A 23,454-nucleotide genomic window follows, 5' to 3' on the forward strand; every position below is an offset into this window, starting at 1 on the left:
CGGGCGGGTGCCGCGCGGCGGTTCCAGTACCTGACAGCCGTGCGCGGCCAGTCGCCGACGGACCCGGTGCGCCTCGGTGTCGTCCAGGCTGAAGACCCAGGAACCCGGGATGAGCACCACGTGGAAGAGCCCCTCGGCCGCATGACCCAGCAGCTGTTCGAGCCGGGGCAGGGGATCGAACGACCGGCAGCCGTTGTCGATGAAGACGACGGGTTCCGGCAGTCCGAGCCGGTGCGCGTGGCGGCTGAGCATCTCCCGGTGCGCGGTCATCCGCCAGGTGTCGGCCGGATAGCAGCGCAGGTACGAGGCGGACCTCGTGCCGGTCGGATAGTGGTGGGCGGTCCTCATGGATGAGCTCCTCGGGGAGCGGGGGCCGCTGCGGTGCGGACCTCCGCGGTCTCCGTCCTGGGCTGCGCCCCGGCGCGGGTGGGACACGCGCGGGGCCGGGCGGAGGGCGGAGTCCGGCTGGCCGGTCCGGCGGGGGGACACGGACGGGCTTCACCGGTGGTTCGCGACCCGTGGGCCCGCCCGGCCGCAGGGCGGTCGGCGGGGCACGGTGCGAGCGGAGCCCGGTCGGGCGGAGCCGCCACGCTTGGCGCTGCGGCCTGCGCCGCCGGGTGGGATACACACGCGGCGGCGTCGGCCGAGGACGGTCGGGACCGGGTGCGGTCGGGTGCCGGCGTGGGGCCGACCTGCCGTCTTGTCGAATCAGTGTGGACGAACCTGGTGTTTCGCGTCCATACCGGTTGGGTAGAGCGCTCGGTCACACGCTGTTCCCGGGCCGTGCTCCGGGTCAGTCCGGGAGCAGCGCACTGCCCGGTGGCCACGGGCCGTCCGGGGGCATGTCGAGCCTCTCGGCGAGCGGGTGGCGCCAGGCCGGCGGGGTGAACGGCTCGCCCCAGTAATCGGTGATCCGGACGGCCCGGCCGTCGGCCGTCTCAGCGATCGAGACGTTGCGGTAGACCCGGCCGTCGCCGTAGTCGGTGCTCCACTCGACCACGACGGTGTCGCCGTGGGTGTGCCGCCGCCCGATCCCGATCCGCAGGCCGACGAAGTGCGACTCCACCTCGGCGATCCGGTCGCGGCCGCGGATCAGTTCGCCGCTCTGCGGCCACTGCCGGACCGCGTCCGGTGCGAGCGGGATCCCCAGGATGCGTTCGAGCCGGGTGTGGTGAGCGGCTTCTTCCGTCATGGCCCGCACCTTAGGCCCTGCCGGGCCCGCGCCTGCGGGGGCGCGACGGAGCGGCATCCGTACGGGGCCCGGGCCGCCCGCCGGGAAGGGTATAGTGAACGTCGTTCACGTGAACGACGTTCACTAAAGGATGCGGGAGGACCGATGGTGACCGAGACCGATGTCGTCGTGGTGGGGGCGGGCCCGACCGGACTGATGCTCGCGGCGGAACTGGCCCAGGCCGGCGTGCGGGTGGAACTCCTCGACCGGCGGACCGCGCGGCAGCGCAACTCCCGCGCGCTGACCCTGCACCCGCGCAGCCTCGAGGTGCTGGACCAGCGCGGCTGGGCCGACCGGGTCCTCGCCCTCGGCCGGACCGTGCCCGACTGGCACTTCGCCGGACTGGCCACCCGGCTGGACCTCACCGCCCTCGACACCCGCCCCGCCACACCCTCTTCCTCCCGCAGGACCGCACCGAGGAGGTGCTGGAGGAGCGGGCCGCCGGGCTCGGCGCCGCCCCGCGGCGCGGACACGACGTGCTGACGGTCCGTCAGGACGCCGACGCCGCCGAGGCCGAGGTGCGCGGCCCGGACGGCGCCGTACGGGTGATCCGGTCCGCCTACGTGGTGGGCTGCGACGGCGGGCGCAGCGTCGTACGGACCGCGGCCGGGATCGACTTCCCCGGCACCGACGAGACACTGACCGGGATGCTCGGCGACTTCGAGGTCATCGGCCCGGACGGGCCCGCCCTCGCCGCCGAACACGGCGTGCTGGCCGTCCCGATGGCCGGCGGCCTCACCCGGATCGTGCTGATCGACCCGGAGCGGATGCGGGTCCCCTCCGCCGAGCCGGTCACCCCCGACGAACTGCGCGCCGCCCTGGTGCGTGCCTGCGGCAGCGACCTCGGGGTGGCCCGGCCGCGCTGGCTGTCCCGCTTCGGCAACGCCACCCGGCTCGCCGCCCGCTACCGCCAGGGCCGGCTGCTGCTGGCCGGCGACGCCGCCCACATCCACTTCCCGGCGGCCGGACAGGGGCTCAACACCGGCCTCCAGGACGCCGCCAACCTGGGCTGGAAGCTGGCCGCCGAGGTCAACGGCTGGGCGCCGCCCGGCCTGCTCGACACCTACCACGACGAACGCCACCCGGTCGGCGCCGCAGTCACCGCCAACACCGAGGTGCAGACCCTGCTGTGGGAGCTGACCCTGGTGTCGCAGTACCGGCGGCCGGGGGCGGCGCTGCGCGACCTGATCGGCGGCCTGCTCGAACTGGCCCCCGTCAACCGCCGGATCGCCGGGCAGGTCGCCGGGCTCGACACCGTCTACCCGCCGTCCGCGCCCGACGCCGACCCGCTGACCGGGCACCGGATGCCCGACGTCCCGCTGGCCGCCCCGGGCTCGGCCGCGACCCGCGTCCACGAGCTGCTGCGGGACGGCCGGTTCGTCCTGCTCGACCTGACCGGCGACCGGGAATCGTTCGGCGACCGGGACACCTGCGGCGACCGGGCACCGGACGGGCCGGGGCCCGTCCGCGGCGGCTGGGCCCGGCGCGTCACCGCCCTCGCAGCCGCCACCCGCCGGGCACACCCCCTGCTGGCGGACGTCACCGAGGTGCTGGTGCGCCCCGACGGGCACGTGGCCTGGGCCACCCGCACCACCGCCCCGGACCGCCGCCGGGCCGAGCGGGTCCGGGCCCTCACCGCCTGGGCGGGACGGCCGGACGCCGGCCGCTGAGCCGGGCCGCCGCACCCGGCGGCCCGGCCTCCGCGCCCGGCCGCTTCGGTGGCGGATCGCTCAGCGGGCCGTACCGAGGTCCAGGGTCCACAGCGGCCCGCTCGCGCCGGTGGCCGAGCCGAGCCCGACCGCCGCGAACCGGCAGTCCAGCAGGTTGGCCTGGTGGATGCCCCCGTCCATCCAGTCGTCCACCAGGTCGGCGGCCGACTTCTTCCCCCGGTCGAGGTTCTCGCCCCACCGGCTCCACACGTAGCCCGCCGCGGTCAGCCGGTCGTCGGGCTGGTCACCCGCGGGCCCCGCGTGGTCGAAGTAGCCGCGGGCCGCCATGTCGTCCGAGTGCCGCTGGGCCGCCGTGTGCACCCGCGGATCGATCCGCAGCGACGGACAACCCGCCTGCGCCCGCTTGGCGTTGACCAGATCCACCAACTGCTGCTCGATGCTGCGCGCGGTCGGACTCGGGGCCGCCGTCGGCGTGGGGGAGGGCGAGGGTGAGGGCGACGGACTGGGCGGGGGCGGCGGCGTCGGGCTGGGCGACGGCTCGGGGGAGGGGGTCACCACCTCCACACTGGCCACCGCCACCGGCGCGACCGGCGCCGGCTCCGCGTGCGGCGGCGCCGGGGGCTCCGGCGGACCCGGGAAGAACTGCGCGGCGCCGAGCACCGCGACCGTCACCGCCAGCGCGCCGGCCGCCATCCCCGCCGACCGGGGCCGCGGGATCCGCGGCAGCCGTCCGGGCGCGGCCGGCGCCCCCGCGCCGTGGCCCCCGGCCCCCGACAGCGGGTGCGCCGCGCCCGCGCCGGCGCCCGAGCCCTGGGTGGCAAGCCCCGACAGCAGGTCCGGCGGCAGCAGGTCGTGCACCGGAAGCACCAGGCCGATCCCCGCCAGCAGCCCCTCGGCCGGCATCAGGTCCCGCTGGTGGCCGGAGCAGACCGCGCAGCCGCGGGTGTGCCGCGATATTCGCTTCCGCCACAGCGCGCCGGGGCTGCCGTCCCAGGGGGAGACCAGCTCGGTCAGCACCGGGCACCGGGGGTCGGCGGACAGCGCGCGGACCACCACCCGCCCGACCTCCAACTGCTCCTTCATCCGCTGCACCCGGACCGCCGTGTGCTGCCGCGACAGGTCCAGCGAGGCGGCCAGCTCCTCCCGGGTGAGCTCGCCCGCCGTCTCCAGCCACCAGAGCGACAGCAGGTCGCGGTCGCCCTCGTCCAGCCAGCGGGTGGCCTCGGCGACCTCCTTGCGCTGCCCGGACAGGCCGAGCCGAAGGATGGTCAGACCGACGAAGTCGGAGCCCGGGTCGGCGACCTCGCGGGTGCCCTCCAGGCCTTCCAGTGCCGCGACGGGCGCACTCTGACGGGCGCTCCAGCGACGGCGGACCTCGTTCATGGCGACGGCCACCAGCCAGGACCGGAACGACGCCGGGTCACGCAGCCCGCCCAGTCCGCTGACCACCCGCACCATGGTCTCCTGGACCACGTCGTCGACCTCGCTGTGACCGTTCATCGCCCGGCCGACCACGTTGTACAGCAGCGGCAGGCTGGCCGTCAGCAGCCTCTCCAGCGCGTCCTCGTCGCCGGCCTGCGCGGCGACGACCTCCGCGGTCCCGACCTCACCGTCCACGTACATCCGCTGCCCTCACTCGTCCGGCCGTCCGGCCCCGTGCATCGGAGACCCGCGGCAGCGGGCCGGATCACAGAAAAATCGCGACGGCTTCGCGACTTTCTCCGAGAACTGGTCCGGCCGCGGGGTTTCCGGCTGGAGCAGAAGGGTAGCGCCGGTGTCGTCGCAGGTCGGACGGCGGCTCCGGCCGTCGGCGCGGCCCGCCGGGGCGGACCGGGCGGGGGAAGGGCCGTGCGGGTGCGGAAAGGTGGGAAACCGGTGCGGAAGGGGAGAACCACCCGGGGTGGCGGGGCAGTGGGGCAACGGGCCCGCGCGGTCAGGCGGCGAGGGCGTCCAGCCAGCGCAGCAGCGCGGCCCGCTCACCCGGCGTGGAGTGGTGGACGGCCGCACCGTCGATCCACAGCCGCAGCCGCTCGACGGTCGCCGGACTGAGGTCGAGGTACAGGCGCCACAGCGACCGGTCGTGACAGTCGGGGTCCTCGGGCTCGCCGCAGTGGTGGCAGTGCGTGAAGAACGCGTCCACCAGGCGGTGTGCGGTGGCCTCGTCGGGCATGGGTCCGGGGCTCCTCGGTCGAGGTCGGGGGCAGGGCCGGGGATCGGGCCGTGGGATCGGGCGAGGGGGTCGGGCGTGGGTCGGGCGTGGGATCGGGCGGGGAGGCCTGGGACGGCCGTCTCTCCAGGCTGCGGGAACGCCCGCGCCAGCGGACGGGGACGGACGGCCCGCGTCACCGGGCCGAAGGTCCCCCGGAGCCGTCCCGCCAGCTGAGCCCGGGCCACCGCGGCGCGCGCGGCCGCCGGTCCCGGCGCGCCGCCCACGCGGCATGCCCCGCCAGCGCCCCCGCGAACACCGAGAACCCCACCCCGATCAGCCAGGACTGCACCACCAGCACCGTCCCGATCGCCCCGTACGAGAGCGCGCTGGAGACGATCAGCGGCGAGAACACCAGCCGCGAGAAGACCCGCAGCCCCACCAGCGCGCCCACCGTCGCCAACGCCCCCGGCAGCAGCGCCCACCCCGACACCCGGCCGCCCAGCAGCAGCCACTGGATCCACCAGAAGAACAGCACGCCGCCGCCGACCGTGGTCAGCAGCCGCAGCGTCGGCTGCGCCGCGGTGCCCGCCAGCGGCACCCCGCTCCACGACGCCGCCAGCAGGAACCCGACCAGCCCGGCCAGGCCGACCGCCTGCCGCCACACCGAGTGCCAGGCCGCCGCGTTCAGCCCCCAGATCCGCTCGTAACCGAACTGCAGGCTCGACATGAACGAGACCCCGAACAGCGCACCCGCCGCGAGGCTCAGCGCGGTGGCCGTCCCCAGCACCCGGCGCGGCGAGGAGAACAGCTGCTGCACCGCCTCCGCCGAGCGCCCCGACAGGCCGAGCCCGTCGACCACCCACCCCGCGAAGCCGCTGCCGTGTACCGGCGAGGCCGCCGCGACCACGATCAGCAGCGGGATCAGCGTCACGAAACCGAGCGCCGCGAACCCCATCGCCCGCCGCATCAGCTCGACCTCGCGGCCCCGCTGCCAGGCCACCACCGCCAGCAGCCGCAGTCGCAGCCGCCACGGCATGCGCCGGGGTCCGAAGGTCGGCGGCCCGCCGCGCAGGTGCGCCACCGCTCGCTCACCGCCTCCCGCTCACCACGCCGCCGTACCCGCCGGGGCGGTCGGTGAGGCCACCGGCGGTCACCACGACCGCCGGGACAGGCCGACGCGGGCGCACAGCGAACCGGCGGACCCTCGACACCCTACCGACGCGGCCCGACCCCACCACCTGCGGCTCGCCGGGCCCATCCCGCCCGGCCGAGGCCGTGGCACGATGCCTCCGTGCGCCGCCCACACCCCGGCCGCACCCCGCACCGGCCGAAGAGGAGCGTCAACCACACCGTGTCGGACCACCTCGGCCCCCTCGTCCTCGTCGACGGAGCATGGCTGATCGGCGACCCGGCCGCCCGCGGCGGCGCCCACCTCAGGCTCGAGGAGCAGGGCATCGGCCGCTGGGAGGCAGGAGCGCGGGCGGAGCTGGTCCCGTGGCGGAGGTTCATGACGGTCGGTCTGACGGTCACGCCCGGCCGGTGGGGCGACTCGAAGCTGCTCGCCGCCGTGACCGACCAGGTCCTCGCCCTCTCCGGGGCCTCCCGTACGGGCGGCGGCGCCGCCACCCTCTCCGCCACCCTGCGGCAGCCGTACGAGTACTGGAGCGCGGAGTTCACCCACCACCGGAGGCGGTACCCCGGCCGGGAGTGCCGGCTGCTCGGCGAGTTCCTGAAGCAGACCGTCGAGTCGGGGGCGGCCCGCTCCCTCGGCGACCGGGACCGGGTCGCGGCGGTGGTCGACCGCCTGGCCCGGCTCCCGTCCGCACCGCTGCGGTCCGCCGCGTCCCAGGTGCGGGACGCGCTGGACGGTTGATCCCCGGCGGGTGCGCACACGACACTGCAGCTCCCCGTCGAGTGGGTACGGGCGTTCGGACGCCGGATCTGGCATGATCGCGAACGCCACAGCAGGGGTCCGGACAACACGGCACAGGAGGCGTCATGGCGGGTCAGTTCGAGGCCACGGTGGAGGTGGACCGGCCGGTCGCGGAGGTCTTCGCCTTCCTCGCCGACGGGCGCAACGACCCCGAGTTCAGCCCCCGGGTGCTGGCGATCACGAAGAGGCCGGACGGGCCCACCGCCGTCGGCACGGTGTTCACCAGCACCGTCAAGGACGCCGGGATGAAGACCGGCCGGGAGTTCCGGATCACCGAGCTGGTGGCGCCCACCACGGTCCGCTGGGCCGAGATCTCCAAGAACCTCGTCACCGCCTCCGCGGGCGGCTACGACCTCCAGTCCATCTCCGACACCCGGACCCGGGTACGGATCTTCAACACCCTGGAGGGCCACGGCATCGGCAAGCTGCTGGTCGGCTTCGCACTGAGCGCCGCCCGCAAGGACGCCGACGCGTTCGGCCGCCGCATCAAGGCCGCCGTCGAGGCCTCCTGACGGGGCAGCCGCCCTTCACCCGCCCCGCCCGTCCACCCGCGCCGCCCGTTCACAGGCCCTGGATGGCGACGCCCAGGTCGGGTCCGTAGGAGCTCCAGCAGACCAGCGAACCGTCGGTGTCCAGCTCGCCCATGAACCACTCACCGTCCGCGAGCACCAGGCACAGCCCGTGGAAGGACAGGATCGCCTCGGGCCGCAGCCGGTCGTAGTCCGCCCCGTCGGCCCGCTCGACCAGCGCCGGCCGCCACGGCGGGAGCAGCGTGGCGGTGCCGTCTCCCGACTCGGCGCGCACCCGCTCGATGGTCCAGCCGTCCGGCAGGCCCGCCGACGCCGCCGACTGCGCCGGGCGCGGATCCGTGGCCGGGCGCCGGAGCTTGCCGTCGGTGCCCGCCCGGGGTACGCCCTCGACCGCCGTGCAGATGCCGAAGACCCGGTCGTGACCGGTCCAGCCGTTGACCCGGCCGCGGTTGTTGCTGATCTGCACGCGCTGCCGGGCCCGGTCCACCGCCGACACCAGGTGCAGGTACACCGTCCCGGCGACCCGGGCGAGGACGATGTCCCCGACCTCCACCTTCGCCGGATCGACGGGGGCCACCGCCACCAGCTGCCGGCTGCGCACCAGCGGCACCATCGACGACCCACTCGGCCGGAACTCCACCACCGCGCCACCCGCGACCCGGCCGGCCACGGCATCCAGGACACCCATCCGGTGATCGTCGCAGACCGGCCCACCCACCCCACAGCGGTTTTCCCCGGAACGCCGACGGGCACCCGCCGCACGGACAGTGCGGCGAGTGCCCGGCCGACCGGTCAGCCGGCCGGCCTCACGGTGCGATCTCGAACTCGGGCGGCCGGAGGCACGCGAGGCACTCCGTGTCCGGCGCGGTCGGAGTGTCGAAGAACGAGCGGGTGATCGCCTGCGCGCACGGCGAGTCGGCGAACACCACATGGGCGACGTACGGGACGGTGACCTCGGTGGACCGGCTCAGCGTGCGGGCGGCGTACGGCCCGTTGCTCGGCGCGGTCTGGGAGTCGAAGCCGCCCGACAGGACGAGGGTCGGGATGTCGCTGCGCGTCACGTCCCGGATCGAGCGCGGGGCCGGGGGGACGTCCCAGGCACGGCAGTCGTCGTGGAGCCAGGCGAGCTGCGGGGCATTGGCCAGCACCGACCGCGGGAAGGACGGGAAAGCGCGCCGCCCGGCCCGGATCACGTCCTCCTCGCTCTCGTACGGTGTCCACTCGCTGCAGAAGACGCCGAACGAGAGCCCGTGGGCGACTCTCCCGATGGCCTGCGGGCTGAGCTTGCCGCCCGCGTACTGCTCGGCGATCCGCTGCGGGTTGCCGTGGGCCAGTTCGTCGATGGAGCGGGGCACTCCGGCCGCGAGGTGGCTGGCGGAGGTCAGCCAGGTGACCAGCACTCCGCCGTCCAGCACGACCTCCACCGGCTCCGGGTGGCCCGGGACGGTGACCGTGGTGGTGACCGGCCGGGCCTCCAGCTCGACGACGAGGCGCTCGAAGGTGCCCTTGAGGTCCGGGTAGCGGCTGTTGCAGGCGGGCTGCTCCGCGCACGCCTCGAACATGCCGTCGAAGCCCTCCCGTGCCGCTCGCCAGGTCACGGCCCCACCGGCCAGGGAGGGCGGCAGGACGCCGTCGATGCCGACCGACCGGATGCCCGCCGGGTGCAGGCGCATGTACTGCAGCGCCAGGTCGGTGCCGTAGGAGATGCCGAACACGTTCCACTGCTCGATGCCCAGCGCCACCCGCAGGTCCGCGTAGTCGGCGGCGCTCTCGGTCCCGTTGTAGGCGCTGAGGTCGGCCCCGCGGCCGATCAGCTGCTCGCGGCACTCCCGGGTCGCCTCGACGTGCAGGCGCCCGGTGGACGGCGCACCGAAGACGAGGCCGAGGGCGCGGGCGTTGAACTCGTCGATGTTCGGGCAGGTGAGCTCCGGGTCGGCCGAGTAGGTCCCGCGCTGGGACATGAAGATGACGTCCCGGTCGTGGTTCAGACCGCCGTTGACCGCCAGCGGGATCTCGGACACCGCGTCGTCGCCGGGGCCGCCGGCGAGCCACACGATCGGGTCGGGCGCCGGCCTTCTGGTGGCCGCCGGGATGATCGCGACGCCGAGTGTGATCTTCCGTCCGTCGTGCCGGGCACGGTTCTCGGGCACGGTGAGCGTGCCGCAGCGGGCCGTGTCCAGCTCGGGGATCGGGTCGGCCGTCCGGGGGCAGGGGCCCGGCTCGAAACGGGCGTGGCCCATCGTCCGGGCGACCGTGCCGAGCGGCTCCGCGCCGCCGTTCCCGGCATGGGCGGGCAGCGCGGCGAGGCCGGCGAACAGGACGCCGGCCGTGGCCCCGGCCAGCGCGGTCCGGAGCCGTCGCACAGGGCGCCGGTGGTGGGGCGGGCGGATGGACATCAGGCTCTCTCCGGGTCGGGGGTGATGGTGAACGGTGCGGGTTCCAGTCCGGCCACGCAGCAGTCGTCGGGCGCGGTCGGATGCGCGAGGAAGGAGGCCAGGACGCTCTGCGCGCACGGCGACTGGGGGACCACGAAGTGGCCGATCCCGGGAATCCGTACGGCGGTCGAGCGGGACAGCGTCCGGGCGGTGTACTCGCCCCAGCTCGCCCCGGTCTTCGCGTCGAAGGTGCCGGAGACGATCAGCGTCGGGACGTCGCTGTAGGTGGCGACCCGCTGGATCCCGGTGCGGTCGGGGACGTTCCAGACACGGCACACGTCGTACTCGAAGGGCAGCTGCGGGGCGTGGGCCAGGACCGTGTCCGACCAGCCGGGGAACGCCCGGCGTCCCGCCTCCAGCAGGTCGGCCTCCGAGAAGCCCGGCGCCCACTCGCCGCACGCCACCGACTGGGTCAGGCCGTGCGCGAACTCGCCGATGACGGGCGTCGCCCCGGCGGCCTGGGCCCGGGCGAAGCGCTCCGGGTTCCCGTGGGCGAGTTCGTCGAGCGCGGCGGGGACGTCGACGGCCGGCATCGCGCCGCCGTCGGCGACCAGCAGGTTCACCAGCGAGCCCCCGTCGAGGACGACCTTCACCGGGTTCCCTCCGCCCGGCGGCTGCACCGTCAGCGTCAGGGGGTTCGCCTCCAGCCGCCGGACCTGCTCGGTCAGCGTGCGCGGCAGGTCCGGGTAGCGGCTCCCGCAGCCCGGCTGGGCCTCGCACGCCGCGAAGATCGCGTTGATCCCCTCCTGGGCGCTGTCCCAGGTCCACGGCAGGCTCACGATCTGCGGAGGCGCGACCGAGTCGATCGCCACCGAGCGGATCCCCCGGGGGTGCCGGCGCAGGTAGGTCAGGGCCAGGTCGGTGCCGTACGAGTACCCGTAGACGTTCCACCACTCGATGCCCAGCGCCCGGCGCAGATCGGCGAAGTCAGCGGCGTTCTCGGTGGTGTTGTAGGCACTCAGCTCGATGCCGTCGGCCGTCAGACGGTCCCGGCACTCCTTCGCCGCGCCCACCAGCAGCCGCCCGGTCGACGGTGCGTCGTACGGCAGCCCCACGGCGTACGCGTTGAACCGGTCGATCTCCGGGCAGGCGAGGTGCGGCTCCGAGTGCAGCGTGCCGCGCTGGGCCATGACGATCAGCTCGCGATCCCGGTTCACACCGGAAGCGATCAGGAAGGGGATGGCCCCGAAGGCGTCGCCGCCGGGCCCCCCTTCCATGAACACCACCGGATCCCCGGCCGGGGTCGATGACACGGCCGGGACGGTCGCGACGGCCAGCCGGATGGTCCGCCCACCGGGCCGCTCGCGGTTCTCGGGCACCTCCAGGAACCCGCACCGCCCGGGTACCGGCTCCGGCGTCTCCGGGCAGGGCCCGGGCACGAACCGCGCCGGAGCCCCTGACGGGTGCTCACGGCCGGGTGCTGACACGGCACTGCTGGATGTCGGGCCGATCACCCCCAGGAAGGTCAGACCCGCCGTGACGAGCACCACCCCGTTGGACGCGCGCCGGGAGCGCCGCCGTGCGTACCGGTGCTGCGCCCGCCTCCGTACGAACCCGCGGATCCCGCCGATCCCGCCGATCCGGCGAACGGCCGGCGGGCCACCCGGGCCGATGCTCTGTTCCGCCATGTGGTCCTGTCTCTCCTGTTCCTGGCCGCCCGGCCGCGACGCCGCCGCCCGGCTCCGCGTGCCGCCGCACGGTCCGTGCGCGCGCTGCCGGGCCTGTCGCCGACCCGCCGCCGGGGTGGCTCGGGTCCGACGACAGGCCCGGGGTCAGCCTGTGGCCGGGGCGGGACGGCCACCACTCCTGGGCTCCACTTGGAGCAGGTCGCGACCACCCCAGGTCCGTCCACCGGCGGCCGCGCCGCCCGGTCGGCCGGGGGCCTCGGGGCCGGGGACGTCGGCCGCGGCGGGCGGGCGGCGCGTCCCGCCCTCCGACGGGTACGGCGGCAGGCCGGACAGCACGGTCCGAGGGGCGCGGGTGTCGGAGGCAACGGGGAGACGGGCGGCGGCCCGCGGTTGGTGGGCGGTGACCGCCCCCTGGGGTATGGCGGCGGGCACGGCCGCCTGGTGCCTGGCGGGGGCCGTACGTGCCGCACGGACGGCCGACTACCCCTGGAACGCCTGGACACCGCTCGGCTACGGCGCCGCCAAGGGCCTGCTGTTCGGGCTCCTGGCGGGCGGGTGCGCGGCGCTCGGCCTCCGGCTCGCCCGGGCCGCCCGCCACGGCGGGACCGGGCGGGGACGGGTCGCGGGCGTGGCGTTCACCGGCGGACTGCTGGGCGGCCTCGCGCCGGGTACGGTCCGGGACTTCACCGGCCCGCCACAGCCGGCGACCGGGTACTACTTCGACCTGCCGAGGCCCGAGCCCGACTGGTACTGGGGTCCGTTGATGTCGGAGTGGCTGACGTACACGGTGCTGCCGGCCGTCGTCGGCGCCCTGGTGGTAGCGGCGGCCGCCGCTGCCGCGGAACGGGCCCGGCGGTGGGAGGGCGCGGGCCGCGCGGCGCTGGCCGTCGCCGGGGTGGCCCTGCTGATCCTGCCGCCCGTGGCCACCGCGGGCCTGCCCGCGCCGGAGGGCAACGGAGGGCACGTGAACGAGTCGGCGGCGGCCGGCGTCGCCGATTGGGCCGCCGGACTTGCCGCACTCCTCGCCGCGCTGGTGTGGCAGGTCCGGGCGGGCCGCCTGCGGGGATGACCCCCCGGGTCGGCGGGCCGCGATACCGTCAGGTGATGTGGGGCGGAGGGGGTCGTGATGAGTTCTGAGGGCGGGCAGGGGGCGTGGTCCGCGCCGCACCTAGACCCGGAGTTGGGCGCCGTGTTGGCGGCCCTCGGTGGGCGGGCACGGGAGCCGGTCACCCCGCAGGGTCTGGCGGAGCTTCAGCGGCGCGACGCCGCGGCGCGGCCGAGGCCCACGCTCGACGAGCTGGCGGACGGCGGGCGGTTCGAGGTCACGGAGCTGAGCGCGCCCGGGAACGGGGACGGCGGGCAGGTCGGGCTGGTCGGTGCGCGGCCAGCCGGGCAGGGCGGGCCGCTGCCGCTGCTGTACTACCTGCACGGCGGCGGCATGGTGATGGGCAACGCCCGGTCCGTGCTCCCTCGGCTGCTCCGCGACCTGGCCCTGCCGCTCGGGCTGGCGGTGGTGTCGGTCGAGTACCGGCTGGCGCCGGGGACCCGGTACCCGGGTGCGGTGGAGGACTGCTACGCCGGGCTGGTGCGGGTGGCGGAGCAGGCGTCCGCCCTGGGCCTGGACGCGGAACGGATCGTGGTCGCGGGCAAGAGCGCCGGCGGCGGACTCGCCGCAGCGCTCGCCCTGCTGACCCGCGACCGCGGCGGGCCGGTCCCGGCCGGCCAACTGCTGCTGAGCCCGATGCTCGACGACCGCAACGACACCGTCTCCGGCCACCAGATGGCCGGCCACGACACCTGGGACCGCACCTCCAACGCGACCGCGTGGCAGGCCGTGCTGGGGGACCGTCACGGCGCGGCCGACCTGCCGCCGTACGCGGCGCCCGCCCGTGCCACCGAGTTGGGCGGGCTGCCCCCGGCGTACCTGGAGGCCGGGTCGGCCGAGACCTTCCGGGACGAGACCGTGGCGTACGCCGACGCGATCTGGCGGGCGGGTGGCGAGGCCGAACTGCACGTCTGGCCGGGCGCCTTCCACGGCTTCGACACCTTCGCCCCGCAGGCGGCCGTCAGCCGGGACGCCCTCGACGCCCGCACCCGCTGGCTCCGGCGGATCCTCGGACGGTGAGCCGTCCGACGCCGCGCGTGCAGCAGCTGCACGTCGCGGGAGGGACCAGACCGGCGGGTGCTCGATCCGGCGGGGAGCGGCGAGACGCGCACACTCCCGTGCGCCGGTCCGGCCCGGCCGCGACGCGGCTACAGCTGAGCGCCCGCGGCCGGGCAGCCGGTCAGTCCGGGGGGTCGTCCAGGGGTGGGAGGACCTGGAGTTGCTGGAGGAAGCGCAGCAGGTCCTTGTCGGACCACTTCTCCGCGAGCCGGCCGTTCTCGATCCGGTGGATGACCGTGGCCGTCATCTCCAGCGGCCGGGGGCTGTTCCCGGCCGGGATGCCCGGCAGGTCGCCCGTCTGCTCGCCACGGGCCGTCAGGCGGGTTACCACCTTGTCGCCTTCGGCGATCTGGTCCTCGATCCGGTGCGTGCCCGGGGTGGCCCCGCGGAACAGCCGGAAGGCCGCTTTGAGGCCCTCGCGGCCGGGCGGCAGCGGCAGCGGGAACGGGGGAGGGGAGTGGTCGACGTAGTCCTCGGCGACCAACTCGTCCATCGCGTCGAGGTTGCCCTCGTCGATCTCCCGGTAGAAGCGGCGGACCAGGCGCTTGTTCTCCTCGGCGGACATCGGCGGCTCCTGTACGGATCGGGCGGGTCCCCTTCCGGCGCGCTGCGGTGGCGGGACTGTGACCGAGCCTCACCGTGGCCCGCGCCCGGTCGGCGCCGGACACGCCGACGGGGATGGGGAGTTCACCCGACCGAGCGGGTCCGGCCGCGGTCCGGCCGGGAGTGTGGCGGAGTGTGGCCGAGTCGCGCGGGCGGCGGGAAGAAATCTTGGTCCGATGGCTACCCGTGGGTAACCCTGATGCCCCATGCTGCTCCGGTCCCCAACTTGAAGGAGCATGCACATGACCGCACCACTTCGCCGCACCCGGGCCCTCGGCACGGTGGCCGTCATCGGCACGGCGGTCGCCCTCGCCGCCGCCACCCCGGCCGGCGCCGCGCAGCCCGCGAAGGCCCCCGAGGCCGTTCCGGCCGTCGCGCCCGCCGTGGCCGCCGCGCCCGCGCTCGGCAAGCCCAACGTGCCGTACGCGACCTGGCTCAAGGACGTCCAGGCGGTCGCCGACCAGGCCGACTCCTACCTGCGGACGAGAGTGCCGGCCAAGGCGGGCGAGCACCCGGCGATCGTGCTGGACATCGACAACACCTCGCTGGAGACCGACTACAACTTCGGCCTGCCGACCCCCGCGGTCCAGGCCGTACTGAACGTGGTCAAGTCCGCCAACGCCCGTGGCACGAAGGTCTTCTTCGTCACCGCCCGCCCGGGGTTCATCGACTGCATCACCCGGTACAACCTGACCTCGGTCGGCTACCCGGTGGACGGCCTCTACGGCCGCTCGTTCCTCGACCTGTTCCAGGAGACGTCGGCCTTCAAGACCGCCAAGCGCGCCGAGATCGAGCAGAGCGGCTACACCATCGTGGCCAACATCGGCAACAACACCACCGACCTGGTGGGCGGCCACGCCGAGCGGACCTTCAAGCTGCCGGACTACGGCGGCCAGCTGTCCTGACCCCGTCCGCCCGGCCGCGGCCGGGCCGGGGCTCGACGCCCGGTCAGCAGTAGTGCGCCGGTGGACCGTCGGTCCACCGGCGCACCGCGCTCTGCGTACGGTCGACCCGAAGATCGGCCACTTGCGCCGGGCCGCCGGCCTGGTGGAGGCTGCACGGAGGCGGCGCAGCGGGCCGGAAGGCCCGGCGCGGGCGGGGGCGGTCCCCGAACTCGCCGACATCCGCCACCCGTTCGGAAGGGGGCCGCCATGGCGGTCGACGAATCGGCAGCCGTGGACCACGAACCAGCGGGCGCCGCGCGCGAGTTGGCGGCCGCGGTCCACGCATCGGTGGCCGACGCGATCGGGGACACCCCGATGTTCCGGCTCTCCCGGCTCGGCGAGGGGATCGCCGCGCCGATCTACGCCAAGGCGGAGTTCCTCGGGGTGGGCGGCAGCGTCAAGGACCGCGCGGCGCTGTCGATGGTGCTCGCGGCCGAGCGCGACGGCGAGCTGCGCCCCGGCGGCACCATCATCGAGGCGACCTCGGGGAACACCGGGATCGGGCTGGCCGTCGTCGGCCGCCGCCGTGGCTACCGGGTGATCGTCGGGGTGTCGGACCGTTCCTCCCCGGAGAAGGCGGACATCCTGCGGGCGTACGGCGCCGAGGTCGTGGTGGCCCCGGCCGCCCTGCCGCGCCAGCACCCCGAGCACCTGTTCAACGTGGTCCGGCGGCTGGCGGCGGAGATCCCGGGCGCCTGGCTGGCCAACCAGTACGACAATCCGGCCAACCCGCAGGCGCACGTCCGCACCACCGGCCCGGAGATCTGGGCGCAGACCGGCGGCCGGGTGACGCACTTCGTGGCGGGGGTCGGCACCGGCGGCACCATCAGCGGCACCGGCTCGTACCTCAAGCAGGTCTCCGGGGGAGCGGTCACGGTGGTCGGCGCCGACCCCGAGGCGTCGGTCTACTCGGGCGGCGACGGCAGCCCGTACTTCGTCGAGAGCATCGGCCACTTCGTCCACCCGGAGACCACCGAGGACCTCTGGCCGCAGTCCTTCCACCGGGACGTGGTGGACCGCTTCGAACGCATCCCGGACCGCGAGTCCCTGCTGACCGCCCGCCGGCTGGCCCGCGAGGAGGGGCTGCTCGCCGGGCCGTCCTCGGGCACTGCCGTCGCCGCCGCACTGCGGGTGGCGCGCGGTCTCGGACCGGACGACCTGGTGGTGGTCCTGCTCCCGGACTCCGGCCGCTCGTACCTCTCCAAGCTGTACAGCGACGACTGGCTGCGGCAGTGGGGCTTCCTGGAGGAGCCGCGCACCCCCGAGGACACCGAGCCGACCGTACGGGCCGCCCTGGAGGGCGGATCCGTACCGCCCGGTCCGCCCGGTCCGCTGCCCGCGGTGCCCGCCGGTGCCGACCTCGCGGCCGCCCTGGAGGTGCTGCGCGGCGTACCGGGCGGCGTGGCGCCGGTGGTCGCGGCCCGCGAGGGACGGCAGTTGGGGATCGGTGGCACCGAGGTGGTCGGCTCGATCGCGGCGGCCGCCGTCGAATCGGCACTCGCGGCAGGCCTGGCCCACCCCGAGGACCCCTTGACCGACCTGCTCGGAGCACCACTGCCGACCGTCGGCATCGGCACGCCGCTCTCGGAGGCCGCCCTGGCGCTCGGCACGGAACACGACGCGGCGGTGGTCCTCCTGGACGGCCGCGCGGTCGCCCTGATCGGCCGCGAACAGCTCCGCGCGGCCGGCGGGTAGCCGCCGGTCGCCGGTCGCCGCCTGGCGTTCGGGATCGCCGGTTGCTTGATGAGTTCCGGTGGTGCGGTGGCGCCTGTCCGGTGACGGCCGATGTCAGTGTCAGGTGAGAGGATCACGAGATGCCGCTGCCTCAGCCCGATGATCTGACCTCGCTGGTCCTGCGTACCGACTTCGGTGACGAGGGATCCTGGGACGCGCTTCGGGCCGCACTCGACGGGGCCGACGAGTACCCCCACGCCACGTGTGTCAGCGAGCCGCGCTTTGCCGGCGTGGATGTCCAGGCCTTGATGGCCGAAGAGGCTGCTGCGGACGAGGACGAGCAGATCGTCCACCTGTTTCTGGCGGACGCAGCCACGATGAACGAGCCGGGTCACCCGCTCCTGGCCGTGGACCTCTCGGACGAGCCCGGCCGGACCTTCAGGGTTCCCGCTCGGTGGTTTCCTGACGTCTCGGCCAACCTCAGCATCGCCAACATGGACTTCGCGGATTTCGCCGACGCTGCTGATGCATCAGGGACCTTCCGCGGCTTCGACGAGGGCTGAAACCTTCTCGCTGCAGGCCGTCCGGCGAGCAGCTTCTCGCCGTCCAGCGGTGGCCGTCCAGACGCCCGGAGACCCACCCTCACAGCCCGCTGATGAACCGGTGCTGCGGACGTGCCGCCGATCCGCGTGTCAGGACGGGCCACCCGGAGCAGTCCTCCCGGCGCCGCCGACCCGCCGGAGTGGTCCGGGCGCGAGCAGGTCCTGATACGGCTCGAACTGAAACTGCAGGGGTGGAGCCATGTCGCCGAAGGACTCGCCGAACGCGCGAGGAGATCGCGCCAGCTCCAGCAGCACGCGGTCCGCCGTGTCGTCGCCTCCAAGGTCGGGCGCCAGAGCGGCACAGCCGCGAACGCCCTCGTGCGGGTCGGTGAGCCAGGGGCGCGTGTCGCCGCCGAGGTGGCCGATGGCCACCAGGATCGTCCCGAGGTCGTACGGGGTTTCCGCGGCCCGGGCCACCGACATCAACTGCTCCAACAGCGCCGAATGCTGCGTCATTGCCGACGGATGGCCGGCCAGTGACCCGATGGCCGCGGCCGCACACGTCCTGCGCCTGGCCCGTTTCGAGGCGAGGTACGGCAACGTCCGCCGCAAGAGCGTGGGCACCAGGTCGAAGCAGGCCAGCGCCGCCTGATCGAGCACAAGTTCGCCGAGGCCCGTGCCGTCCTGCCACATCCGGGACCGGCCGTTGACGTCGGCCGACAGATACTCATCGGTCCAGGACCGCAGCTCCGGCGTACGCTCCCCGACCCGCGCGCGGAGCTCCGCGGCATGGTCGCCGAGGTCGGCAGCGATGCCGACCGCGTACAGGTGGACGAGCATCGCGTCCCGCAGCGAAGGATCGTCGGGTCCCAGCAACGGATCGTCCAGGAGCTCGACGACGATCAGCGCGGTCGGCGCCGTCGCAGGCCAGGCCCTGCCCTCGCGACGAAGCGTCGTCGACCACAGGTGCGAGTACCCAACGGCGAAAGCCCTCGCGTCATTGCCGCGGAGCGCCGCGAGGTGACGCGGTGTGTCGCAGGCGGGTCCCCCGGCGTGGAACAGCCCGGACCACTCCACATCGTTCAGGTGAGCAACCACAATCGGGATGGTGGCATGACGCACCGACAGCGCCACTACGAGCAGGGCGCACTCCGCGCCGGTCGTGCGCAGGGCCCACCCCCGCCCAGGAGCCCCGGATGGCAAGGACGCACAGTGCGAAGGTGGGCGACGTCCCGTGTCGTCAGGATCGTTCGGCAGTCGGTCAAGATCATCTGTTGCAGAATGCCAGGCGGCGAAGTCGTGCAGCAGGTAGCGACAGCGGATGCTGGCTCAACTTCCGTGAGCTGCACACGCCGAGTGACGGGCGGCCGCGCCTGGGGCCGTCCTGGAAACCGATTGGCTGGCTGCAGCGGACTTGCGATGATGCCCCCGTTTCCCACGACGGAGGACATTTGTTCGTTTTCGTGTGCGCGGGGTGCGGCGCTGAGCTGACCACTCCGCTGTCCCAAGTCGCCCTGCCGGTCCACGCGCATCAGAAGTACGGGAACGGGATTCAGCTCCCGGTGCTCATGGAGTCGGGCACCTTCGCCACGGACCCGGAGCCCTGGGGACCGCCGTGGCGCACGTGGGAGGAGATCCATCCGGACGAGGCGGCCGCCCGCGGTGTCTACGCGCCGGTCCATGCCCTGTCCGACGGCGCGCCGGGCGCGATCGTCATCGCCCCCGGCGACGGCCGCCGAACCGTGCTGATCCCGGAGAATCGCGGAGGCGGCTACTGCTGCGGCCTTGACGGGGCCGACGGCCCCAACGTGGCCTGCGCGGAGTGTGCCCTGCCCGTGGCGAGCCGGATCGACGACTGCTCGCTCTGGCAGGCGATGTGGCTCGCCCCGAACGCCGTGCGCCGCGTCCCTGTCGATGGCGCCGACGCCGCACCGCTCTCCTGGACGGACCTGATGGCGAAAGGGAAGGGCACACCCCCCTTCGAGCCCATCGCCGCATGGGGGTCGCGAGCGGGGGCGGGGCACTGGTCGAACTACTGGTGGTCGTGGAGCCCGCAGTGGGAGGCGGCGGCCGGCAGGGCGCTCGCCCACCTGCTGGTGGCCTCGGAGGGCCGACCGGTGATCGTCCCGGACGGCTCGTCGGAGAGGTGTTCCGACGCGCGCTCGACACCCTGCTGCCCGCGGGGCCGCCGGCGCGGCGCGCCGCCCTGGCCGGCCCGGGACAGCCTTCTCCCCACAGGGGTACCGACATCCTCCTCGTGCCGACCCATCCGCAGACGGGGGAGACCTGGGCCCCGGCCGACCCGACGGCGTACCCGGTGCCACTGCCGTTCGGGGTGTGGCTGTGGATGGTCTCCCCCGAGCCGGACTTGCCCGTTCCCGCGTCGGGCAACCTCCCTGGCGGCGTCCTCCGTGACGACTTCGACACGCTCCCGCTGCTCCCCGGTCGCCTGTTCCGGGCCGACCCGGAAGTGTTCCGGCACACCCTCGTCCGGCTGCCGGCCGCCCGCAAGCCGTGGCTGCGCGAACTCCTCGACGGCCTCCCACAGCACAGGCGCGCGGGCCTCTTCTAGCCTGCGACCCGGTCGGCGATCGGCCGGCCCGGCCCTTGCCGCGTCAACTCATCGTCGAAGGCGCGGTTCAAGTAGCGGCCGGCGACCGCCGTCTGGATACGCCCCCTGTCACCCGGCGACACCGACCTCCACCGTGATCGTTCGACTCCCCGGCCGCATCCTGCGATGTGTCACAGGCCGTCGGCCCTCCAGGAACGCCGCAGCACTCCGTCGTCCGGCACGGCGGGCGCCGCGGCTCCCGCCCACACGAGCGCGGTGCCATGCGCCGACGACCAACCGGGATCCCCCGCGTACGGCGAACGCCGGCATCATCCGGCTCCTCGCCTCGGGCACCTTGGACCTCGCCCCCGAAGGGTCCGGCCGTTCGGCCTCGATGCCGTCAACGACGCCGCCACGTACGCCGCCTCACATGGTGGCCCGTTCGACCGCACCGCCGTCATCTCACCCGCCCGCTGACAAGACCGAGTGACCTCCCCGTGTCGGCGTCACGGCCCACCGCCCTCACGAACGCAGGTCACCGGTGCCGCTGCTATGGGTCAGGATCCCGGAGACCAGCAGGCCGAGCCCCGCCTCCTGTTCCCCGATGTTCCAGCAGTCCCGCACCTGCCGGGCCTCGGCCTCCGGCAGCAGGGCCGCGAGCCGGTCCCAGAGAGCAACGTCGTCGGTCATGGCCGGGAGGCTACCGGCTGCCGCCACCGCCGACGCGCCGCGCCCCCGGCGAGGGCCGTCGCAGCAGGAGCGGGGTGGCGCCGCCCGTTCACCGGCGAGCGGCGTCGGCGCCGGCGTTGGTGCCGGCGCCCGTGCCGGCCGGGCTGCGCAGCAGGTAGACGGCGGCGGACGCGGCGAGCACGGCCATGACGGCGATGAAGACCAGGCCCGCGTCGGCGAGGCCGAGCGGTTCGGTGAGCAGGCCGACGCCGATGACGGGGATCGAGATGCTGGTGTAGGCGACCACGAAGAGGGTGGAGATCGCGCCGGCGCGCTGGTCGACGGGTGCGGCGCCGGCGACGGCGGCGACCGACCCGCGGAACGCCGGCCCCTGGCCGAAGCCGCCGACCAGGGCGCTGAGCAGCAGCGGGGCGGGGGTCTCGGTGGCCAGTGAGAGGGCCAGCAGTGCGAGTCCGGCGATGAGGGTCAGACAGCCGGCCGGCAGCGCCTTGGTGACTCCGAGCCGGCCGGCCAGCAGCTGGCCGAAGGTGGAGAACAGGAACGCGGAGAAGACGATCGCGCCGACCACGGGGCCAGGCTCGGCCGCCGGGGTCGGGCGGCGAAGGCGGCCCTGGCCGTGCGTCCCGGCGGTGCCAGCTCCATCACGTACGCGGTGGCGGCGCCGGTGAACAGGCCGGCGGACAGGCCGGACATCAGCCGTCCGAGGTAGAGCAGCGGCAGTCCGCCCTCCAGCAGGAAGCACAGGGCGCTGAGTGCGGCGAAGCCGAGTCCGGCGAGCAGGACCGGGCGGCGGCCGACGGCGTCGGAGGCGTTCCCGGCCAGCAGCAGGACGCCGATCACCCCGAAGGCGTAGACGGCGAAGACCAGTGTGACGGTGAGTTCGGAGAAGCCGAGTTCCTCCTGGTAGAGGCCGTACAGCGGGGTGGGGAGCGTCGTCCCGGCCATGCAGACGGCGAAGGCGCCCGCGGCGCCGAGGTAGTCGGCCCGGCCGAAGCGCGTCCCGGCAGTCTGACGATCACTCATACGTGCCACGGTAAGGGGAGAGGGGTGGTCCCCGCGGGTCTTCGGGTGGCGTGGCGGCCCGCGCGGCTGGGTGCACCCTTGACAGTTGGTCATGTCCGCGACAGCTTTGGGGCGGTCCCGGCCGGCCTCCGGTCCGATCCCCACCACCGTCCATCGCCGTTCACGTTACGGAGAGTCGATGCGCACCACGCTCAGAAGACTGATCACCGCCGCCCTCCTGATACCGCTGCTGGCTCTCGGGCTCGCCGTACCCGCGCTGGCCCAGGCGCCGGCGGACGGCGACATCCGCGACCGCCTGGCGGCGATCCCCGGGATGACCGTCACCGAGGAGAAGCCCGCCCCCGGCTACCGGTACTTCCTGCTCACCTACACCCAGCCGGTGGACCACCGGCGGCCCTGGCTGGGCACCTTCCAGCAGCGGCTGAGCGTGCTGCACCGGGGCGAGGACCGCCCGACCGTGCTCTACACCAACGGGTACACGCTCGGGACCACGCCTTCGCGCACCGAGCCCACCCGGCTGGTGGACGGCAACCAGGTCTCCATCGAGTACCGCTACTTCACGCCGTCCCGCCCCGAGCCCGCCGACTGGTCGAAGGCCGGTATCGAGCAGGCGGCCGCCGACACGCACGCCATCATCACGGCGCTGAAGCCGCTGTACGGCCAGAAGTGGATCTCCACCGGTGCCAGCAAGGGCGGCATGTCCTCGGTCTACCACCGCCGGTTCTACCCGGACGACGTGGCGGGCACCGTGGCGTACGTCGCCCCGAACGACGTGGACGACCGCGAGGACTCCGCGTACAGCCGCTTCTTCGACCACGTCGGCACCGCGCAGTGCCGCTCCGCACTCGACGCCGCCCAGCGCGAACTGCTGGTCCGCCGCGCCACGCTGGAGCCCCGCTACGCCGCGGACAACGCCGCCGCGGGCAACACCTTCACCACCGTCGGCAGCGCCGACCGGGGGTACGAGCTGGGCGTGCTGGACGTGGTCTGGGGGTTCTGGCAGTACAGCACCGAGGCGGACTGCGCCGCGGTCCCGCCCGTGACCGCCACCGACGACCAGCTGTACGGCTGGCTGGACACCCACTCGGGGATCGACTCCAACAGTGACCAGTCGCTGGCCGCCTACACGCCGTACTACTACCAGGCGGGCACCCAGCTGGGCTCCCCGAACTTCGACGTCTCGCACCTCAAAGGCCTGCTGCACTACAGCACCAAGGAGCTGTACGCGCCCCGCACCTACGTGCCGAGGTCGATCCCGATGCGGTTCGACCCGTCGGCCATGCGGGACATCGACGGCTGGGTGCGGCACTCCGCCGAGCGGATCCTGTTCGTCTACGGCCAGAACGACCCGTGGGGCGCCGAGCGGTTCACCCTCGGCCGGGGAAGCGAGGACTCGTACGTCTACACCGCGCCGGGCGCCAACCACGGCGCGAAGATCGCCGCGCTGAGCGCCGACCAGTCCGCGGCCGCCACCGCCGCGCTGCTGCGCTGGGCGGGCGTCGCGGGTCCGGACGCCCGGACCACCGCGCCGGCCCGCCCGGCGCTGCCGTTCGGCGAGCTGGACCGCGCCGGGCTGCTGCTGGAGCGGCACCGCCTCTGACGGGCGGTACGGCGGACCGGTCCACGGCGGCGCCCGCCCCGGGGGGGCTGAGGCCCCCGGGGGGCGGCCGCCGGGCGCGGGGCGACG

The 23,454-nt window shown here is 74.5% G+C and carries 19 protein-coding genes and 4 pseudogenes; 11 read left to right on the forward strand and 12 right to left on the reverse strand.

The features are described from left to right. Both AB0D08_RS34205 and AB0D08_RS34210 read right to left on the reverse strand, forming a co-directional pair. Nucleotides 1–348: hypothetical protein (locus tag AB0D08_RS34205; RefSeq protein WP_359894127.1), on the reverse strand; the 348-nt coding region annotated here is incomplete at its 3' end. Between the two features lie 445 nt (nucleotides 349–793). Beyond that, nucleotides 794–1,192, reverse strand: coding sequence for a nuclear transport factor 2 family protein (locus tag AB0D08_RS34210; protein ID WP_051811898.1), 399 nt, complete (start codon nucleotides 1,190–1,192; stop codon nucleotides 794–796). Between the two features lie 144 nt (nucleotides 1,193–1,336). Here AB0D08_RS34210 and AB0D08_RS34215 point away from each other — a divergent pair. Then, nucleotides 1,337–2,901 (forward strand): annotated as a pseudogene (locus tag AB0D08_RS34215) (FAD-dependent oxidoreductase). Between the two features lie 60 nt (nucleotides 2,902–2,961). Here the strand turns inward: AB0D08_RS34215 and AB0D08_RS34220 are convergent. The 3 genes from AB0D08_RS34220 to AB0D08_RS34230 all read right to left on the reverse strand — a co-directional run bounded on the left by AB0D08_RS34220 (nucleotide 2,962) and on the right by AB0D08_RS34230 (nucleotide 6,131). Next, nucleotides 2,962–4,524 carry a sigma-70 family RNA polymerase sigma factor gene (locus tag AB0D08_RS34220; protein WP_359894129.1) on the reverse strand — a complete coding sequence of 521 codons (1,563 nt, stop codon included), beginning with the start codon at nucleotides 4,522–4,524 and terminating at the stop codon, nucleotides 2,962–2,964. Nucleotides 4,525–4,834: 310 nt separating this feature from the next. Beyond that, nucleotides 4,835–5,071 (reverse strand): hypothetical protein, encoded by a 237-nt coding sequence (locus AB0D08_RS34225; RefSeq protein WP_033821449.1) that lies wholly within the window; start codon nucleotides 5,069–5,071, stop codon nucleotides 4,835–4,837. Nucleotides 5,072–5,243: 172 nt separating this feature from the next. Then, the gene (locus AB0D08_RS34230) at nucleotides 5,244–6,131 is read right to left on the reverse strand and encodes a ribonuclease BN (RefSeq protein ID WP_359894131.1); all 888 of its coding nucleotides are present in this window, start codon (nucleotides 6,129–6,131) and stop codon (nucleotides 5,244–5,246) included. Nucleotides 6,132–6,341: 210 nt separating this feature from the next. Here AB0D08_RS34230 and AB0D08_RS34235 point away from each other — a divergent pair, with 210 nt between their 5' ends. Together AB0D08_RS34235 and AB0D08_RS34240 are read left to right on the forward strand one after the other, a co-directional pair. After that, complete coding sequence (locus AB0D08_RS34235) at nucleotides 6,342–6,923, forward strand: hypothetical protein (RefSeq protein WP_149038197.1); 582 nt, start codon at nucleotides 6,342–6,344, stop codon at nucleotides 6,921–6,923. A gap of 125 nt (nucleotides 6,924–7,048) precedes the next feature. Then, on the forward strand, nucleotides 7,049–7,495 hold the full coding sequence (locus AB0D08_RS34240) for an SRPBCC family protein (protein WP_033820941.1): 447 nt from the start codon (nucleotides 7,049–7,051) through the stop codon (nucleotides 7,493–7,495). Nucleotides 7,496–7,544: 49 nt separating this feature from the next. On the opposite strand, the gene AB0D08_RS34245 is transcribed toward AB0D08_RS34240, so the two are convergent. The 3 genes from AB0D08_RS34245 to AB0D08_RS34255 form a co-directional block, all read right to left on the reverse strand. Next, nucleotides 7,545–8,201, reverse strand: coding sequence for a hypothetical protein (locus AB0D08_RS34245; protein ID WP_359894133.1), 657 nt, complete (start codon nucleotides 8,199–8,201; stop codon nucleotides 7,545–7,547). A gap of 118 nt (nucleotides 8,202–8,319) precedes the next feature. Next, entirely contained in the window at nucleotides 8,320–9,909 is a 1,590-nt protein-coding gene (locus AB0D08_RS34250; RefSeq protein ID WP_359894135.1) for an alpha/beta fold hydrolase, read from the reverse strand. Further along, entirely contained in the window at nucleotides 9,909–11,267 is a 1,359-nt protein-coding gene (locus tag AB0D08_RS34255; RefSeq protein ID WP_359894137.1) for an alpha/beta fold hydrolase, read from the reverse strand. The genes AB0D08_RS34250 and AB0D08_RS34255 overlap by 1 nt, the downstream gene beginning before the upstream one ends. A gap of 709 nt (nucleotides 11,268–11,976) precedes the next feature. Here AB0D08_RS34255 and AB0D08_RS34260 point away from each other — a divergent pair. Further along, the gene (locus AB0D08_RS34260; RefSeq protein WP_359894139.1) at nucleotides 11,977–12,645 is read left to right on the forward strand and encodes a hypothetical protein; all 669 of its coding nucleotides are present in this window, start codon (nucleotides 11,977–11,979) and stop codon (nucleotides 12,643–12,645) included. A gap of 57 nt (nucleotides 12,646–12,702) precedes the next feature. Next, nucleotides 12,703–13,701 (forward strand): alpha/beta hydrolase, encoded by a 999-nt coding sequence (locus AB0D08_RS34265; RefSeq protein ID WP_359894141.1) that lies wholly within the window; start codon nucleotides 12,703–12,705, stop codon nucleotides 13,699–13,701. A gap of 160 nt (nucleotides 13,702–13,861) precedes the next feature. On the opposite strand, the gene AB0D08_RS34270 is transcribed toward AB0D08_RS34265, so the two are convergent. After that, nucleotides 13,862–14,305: an ester cyclase gene (locus tag AB0D08_RS34270; protein WP_033823266.1), complete on the reverse strand. Its 444-nt coding sequence runs from the start codon at nucleotides 14,303–14,305 to the stop codon at nucleotides 13,862–13,864. 280 nt (nucleotides 14,306–14,585) lie between these two features. Here AB0D08_RS34270 and AB0D08_RS34275 point away from each other — a divergent pair, with 280 nt between their 5' ends. From AB0D08_RS34275 to AB0D08_RS34285, 3 genes are all read left to right on the forward strand, one after another. Beyond that, nucleotides 14,586–15,248 (forward strand): HAD family acid phosphatase, encoded by a 663-nt coding sequence (locus AB0D08_RS34275; protein WP_149038439.1) that lies wholly within the window; start codon nucleotides 14,586–14,588, stop codon nucleotides 15,246–15,248. Between the two features lie 246 nt (nucleotides 15,249–15,494). Next, entirely contained in the window at nucleotides 15,495–16,982 is a 1,488-nt protein-coding gene (locus tag AB0D08_RS34280) for a pyridoxal-phosphate dependent enzyme (protein WP_359894143.1), read from the forward strand. A 119-nt stretch (nucleotides 16,983–17,101) separates the two neighbouring features. After that, a complete protein-coding gene (locus AB0D08_RS34285; RefSeq protein WP_359894144.1) occupies nucleotides 17,102–17,524 on the forward strand; it encodes a hypothetical protein in 423 nt (140 codons plus the stop codon). Nucleotides 17,525–17,653: 129 nt separating this feature from the next. Here AB0D08_RS34285 and AB0D08_RS34290 read toward each other — a convergent pair whose 3' ends face one another. Continuing rightward, nucleotides 17,654–18,637: a hypothetical protein gene (locus AB0D08_RS34290; protein WP_359894146.1), complete on the reverse strand. Its 984-nt coding sequence runs from the start codon at nucleotides 18,635–18,637 to the stop codon at nucleotides 17,654–17,656. A gap of 317 nt (nucleotides 18,638–18,954) precedes the next feature. Between AB0D08_RS34290 and AB0D08_RS34295 the strand changes: the two are divergent. After that, nucleotides 18,955–20,075: pseudogene (locus tag AB0D08_RS34295) on the forward strand (hypothetical protein). Between the two features lie 286 nt (nucleotides 20,076–20,361). After that, a pseudogene (locus tag AB0D08_RS34300) lies at nucleotides 20,362–20,531 on the forward strand (alcohol dehydrogenase); the annotation flags it as partial. 45 nt (nucleotides 20,532–20,576) lie between these two features. Here the strand turns inward: AB0D08_RS34300 and AB0D08_RS34305 are convergent. Continuing rightward, complete coding sequence (locus AB0D08_RS34305) at nucleotides 20,577–20,744, reverse strand: hypothetical protein (protein ID WP_359894147.1); 168 nt, start codon at nucleotides 20,742–20,744, stop codon at nucleotides 20,577–20,579. Nucleotides 20,745–20,832: 88 nt separating this feature from the next. Then, nucleotides 20,833–21,689 (reverse strand): annotated as a pseudogene (locus tag AB0D08_RS34310) (MFS transporter). Nucleotides 21,690–21,945: 256 nt separating this feature from the next. Here AB0D08_RS34310 and AB0D08_RS34315 point away from each other — a divergent pair. Then, entirely contained in the window at nucleotides 21,946–23,367 is a 1,422-nt protein-coding gene (locus AB0D08_RS34315; RefSeq protein ID WP_359894149.1) for a S28 family serine protease, read from the forward strand. Nucleotides 23,368–23,454: the final 87 nt, after the last annotated feature.

Origin of the sequence: Kitasatospora sp. NPDC048540 (assembly GCF_040651175.1) — a bacterium.
Taxonomy (GTDB): Bacteria; Actinomycetota; Actinomycetes; order Streptomycetales; family Streptomycetaceae; genus Kitasatospora.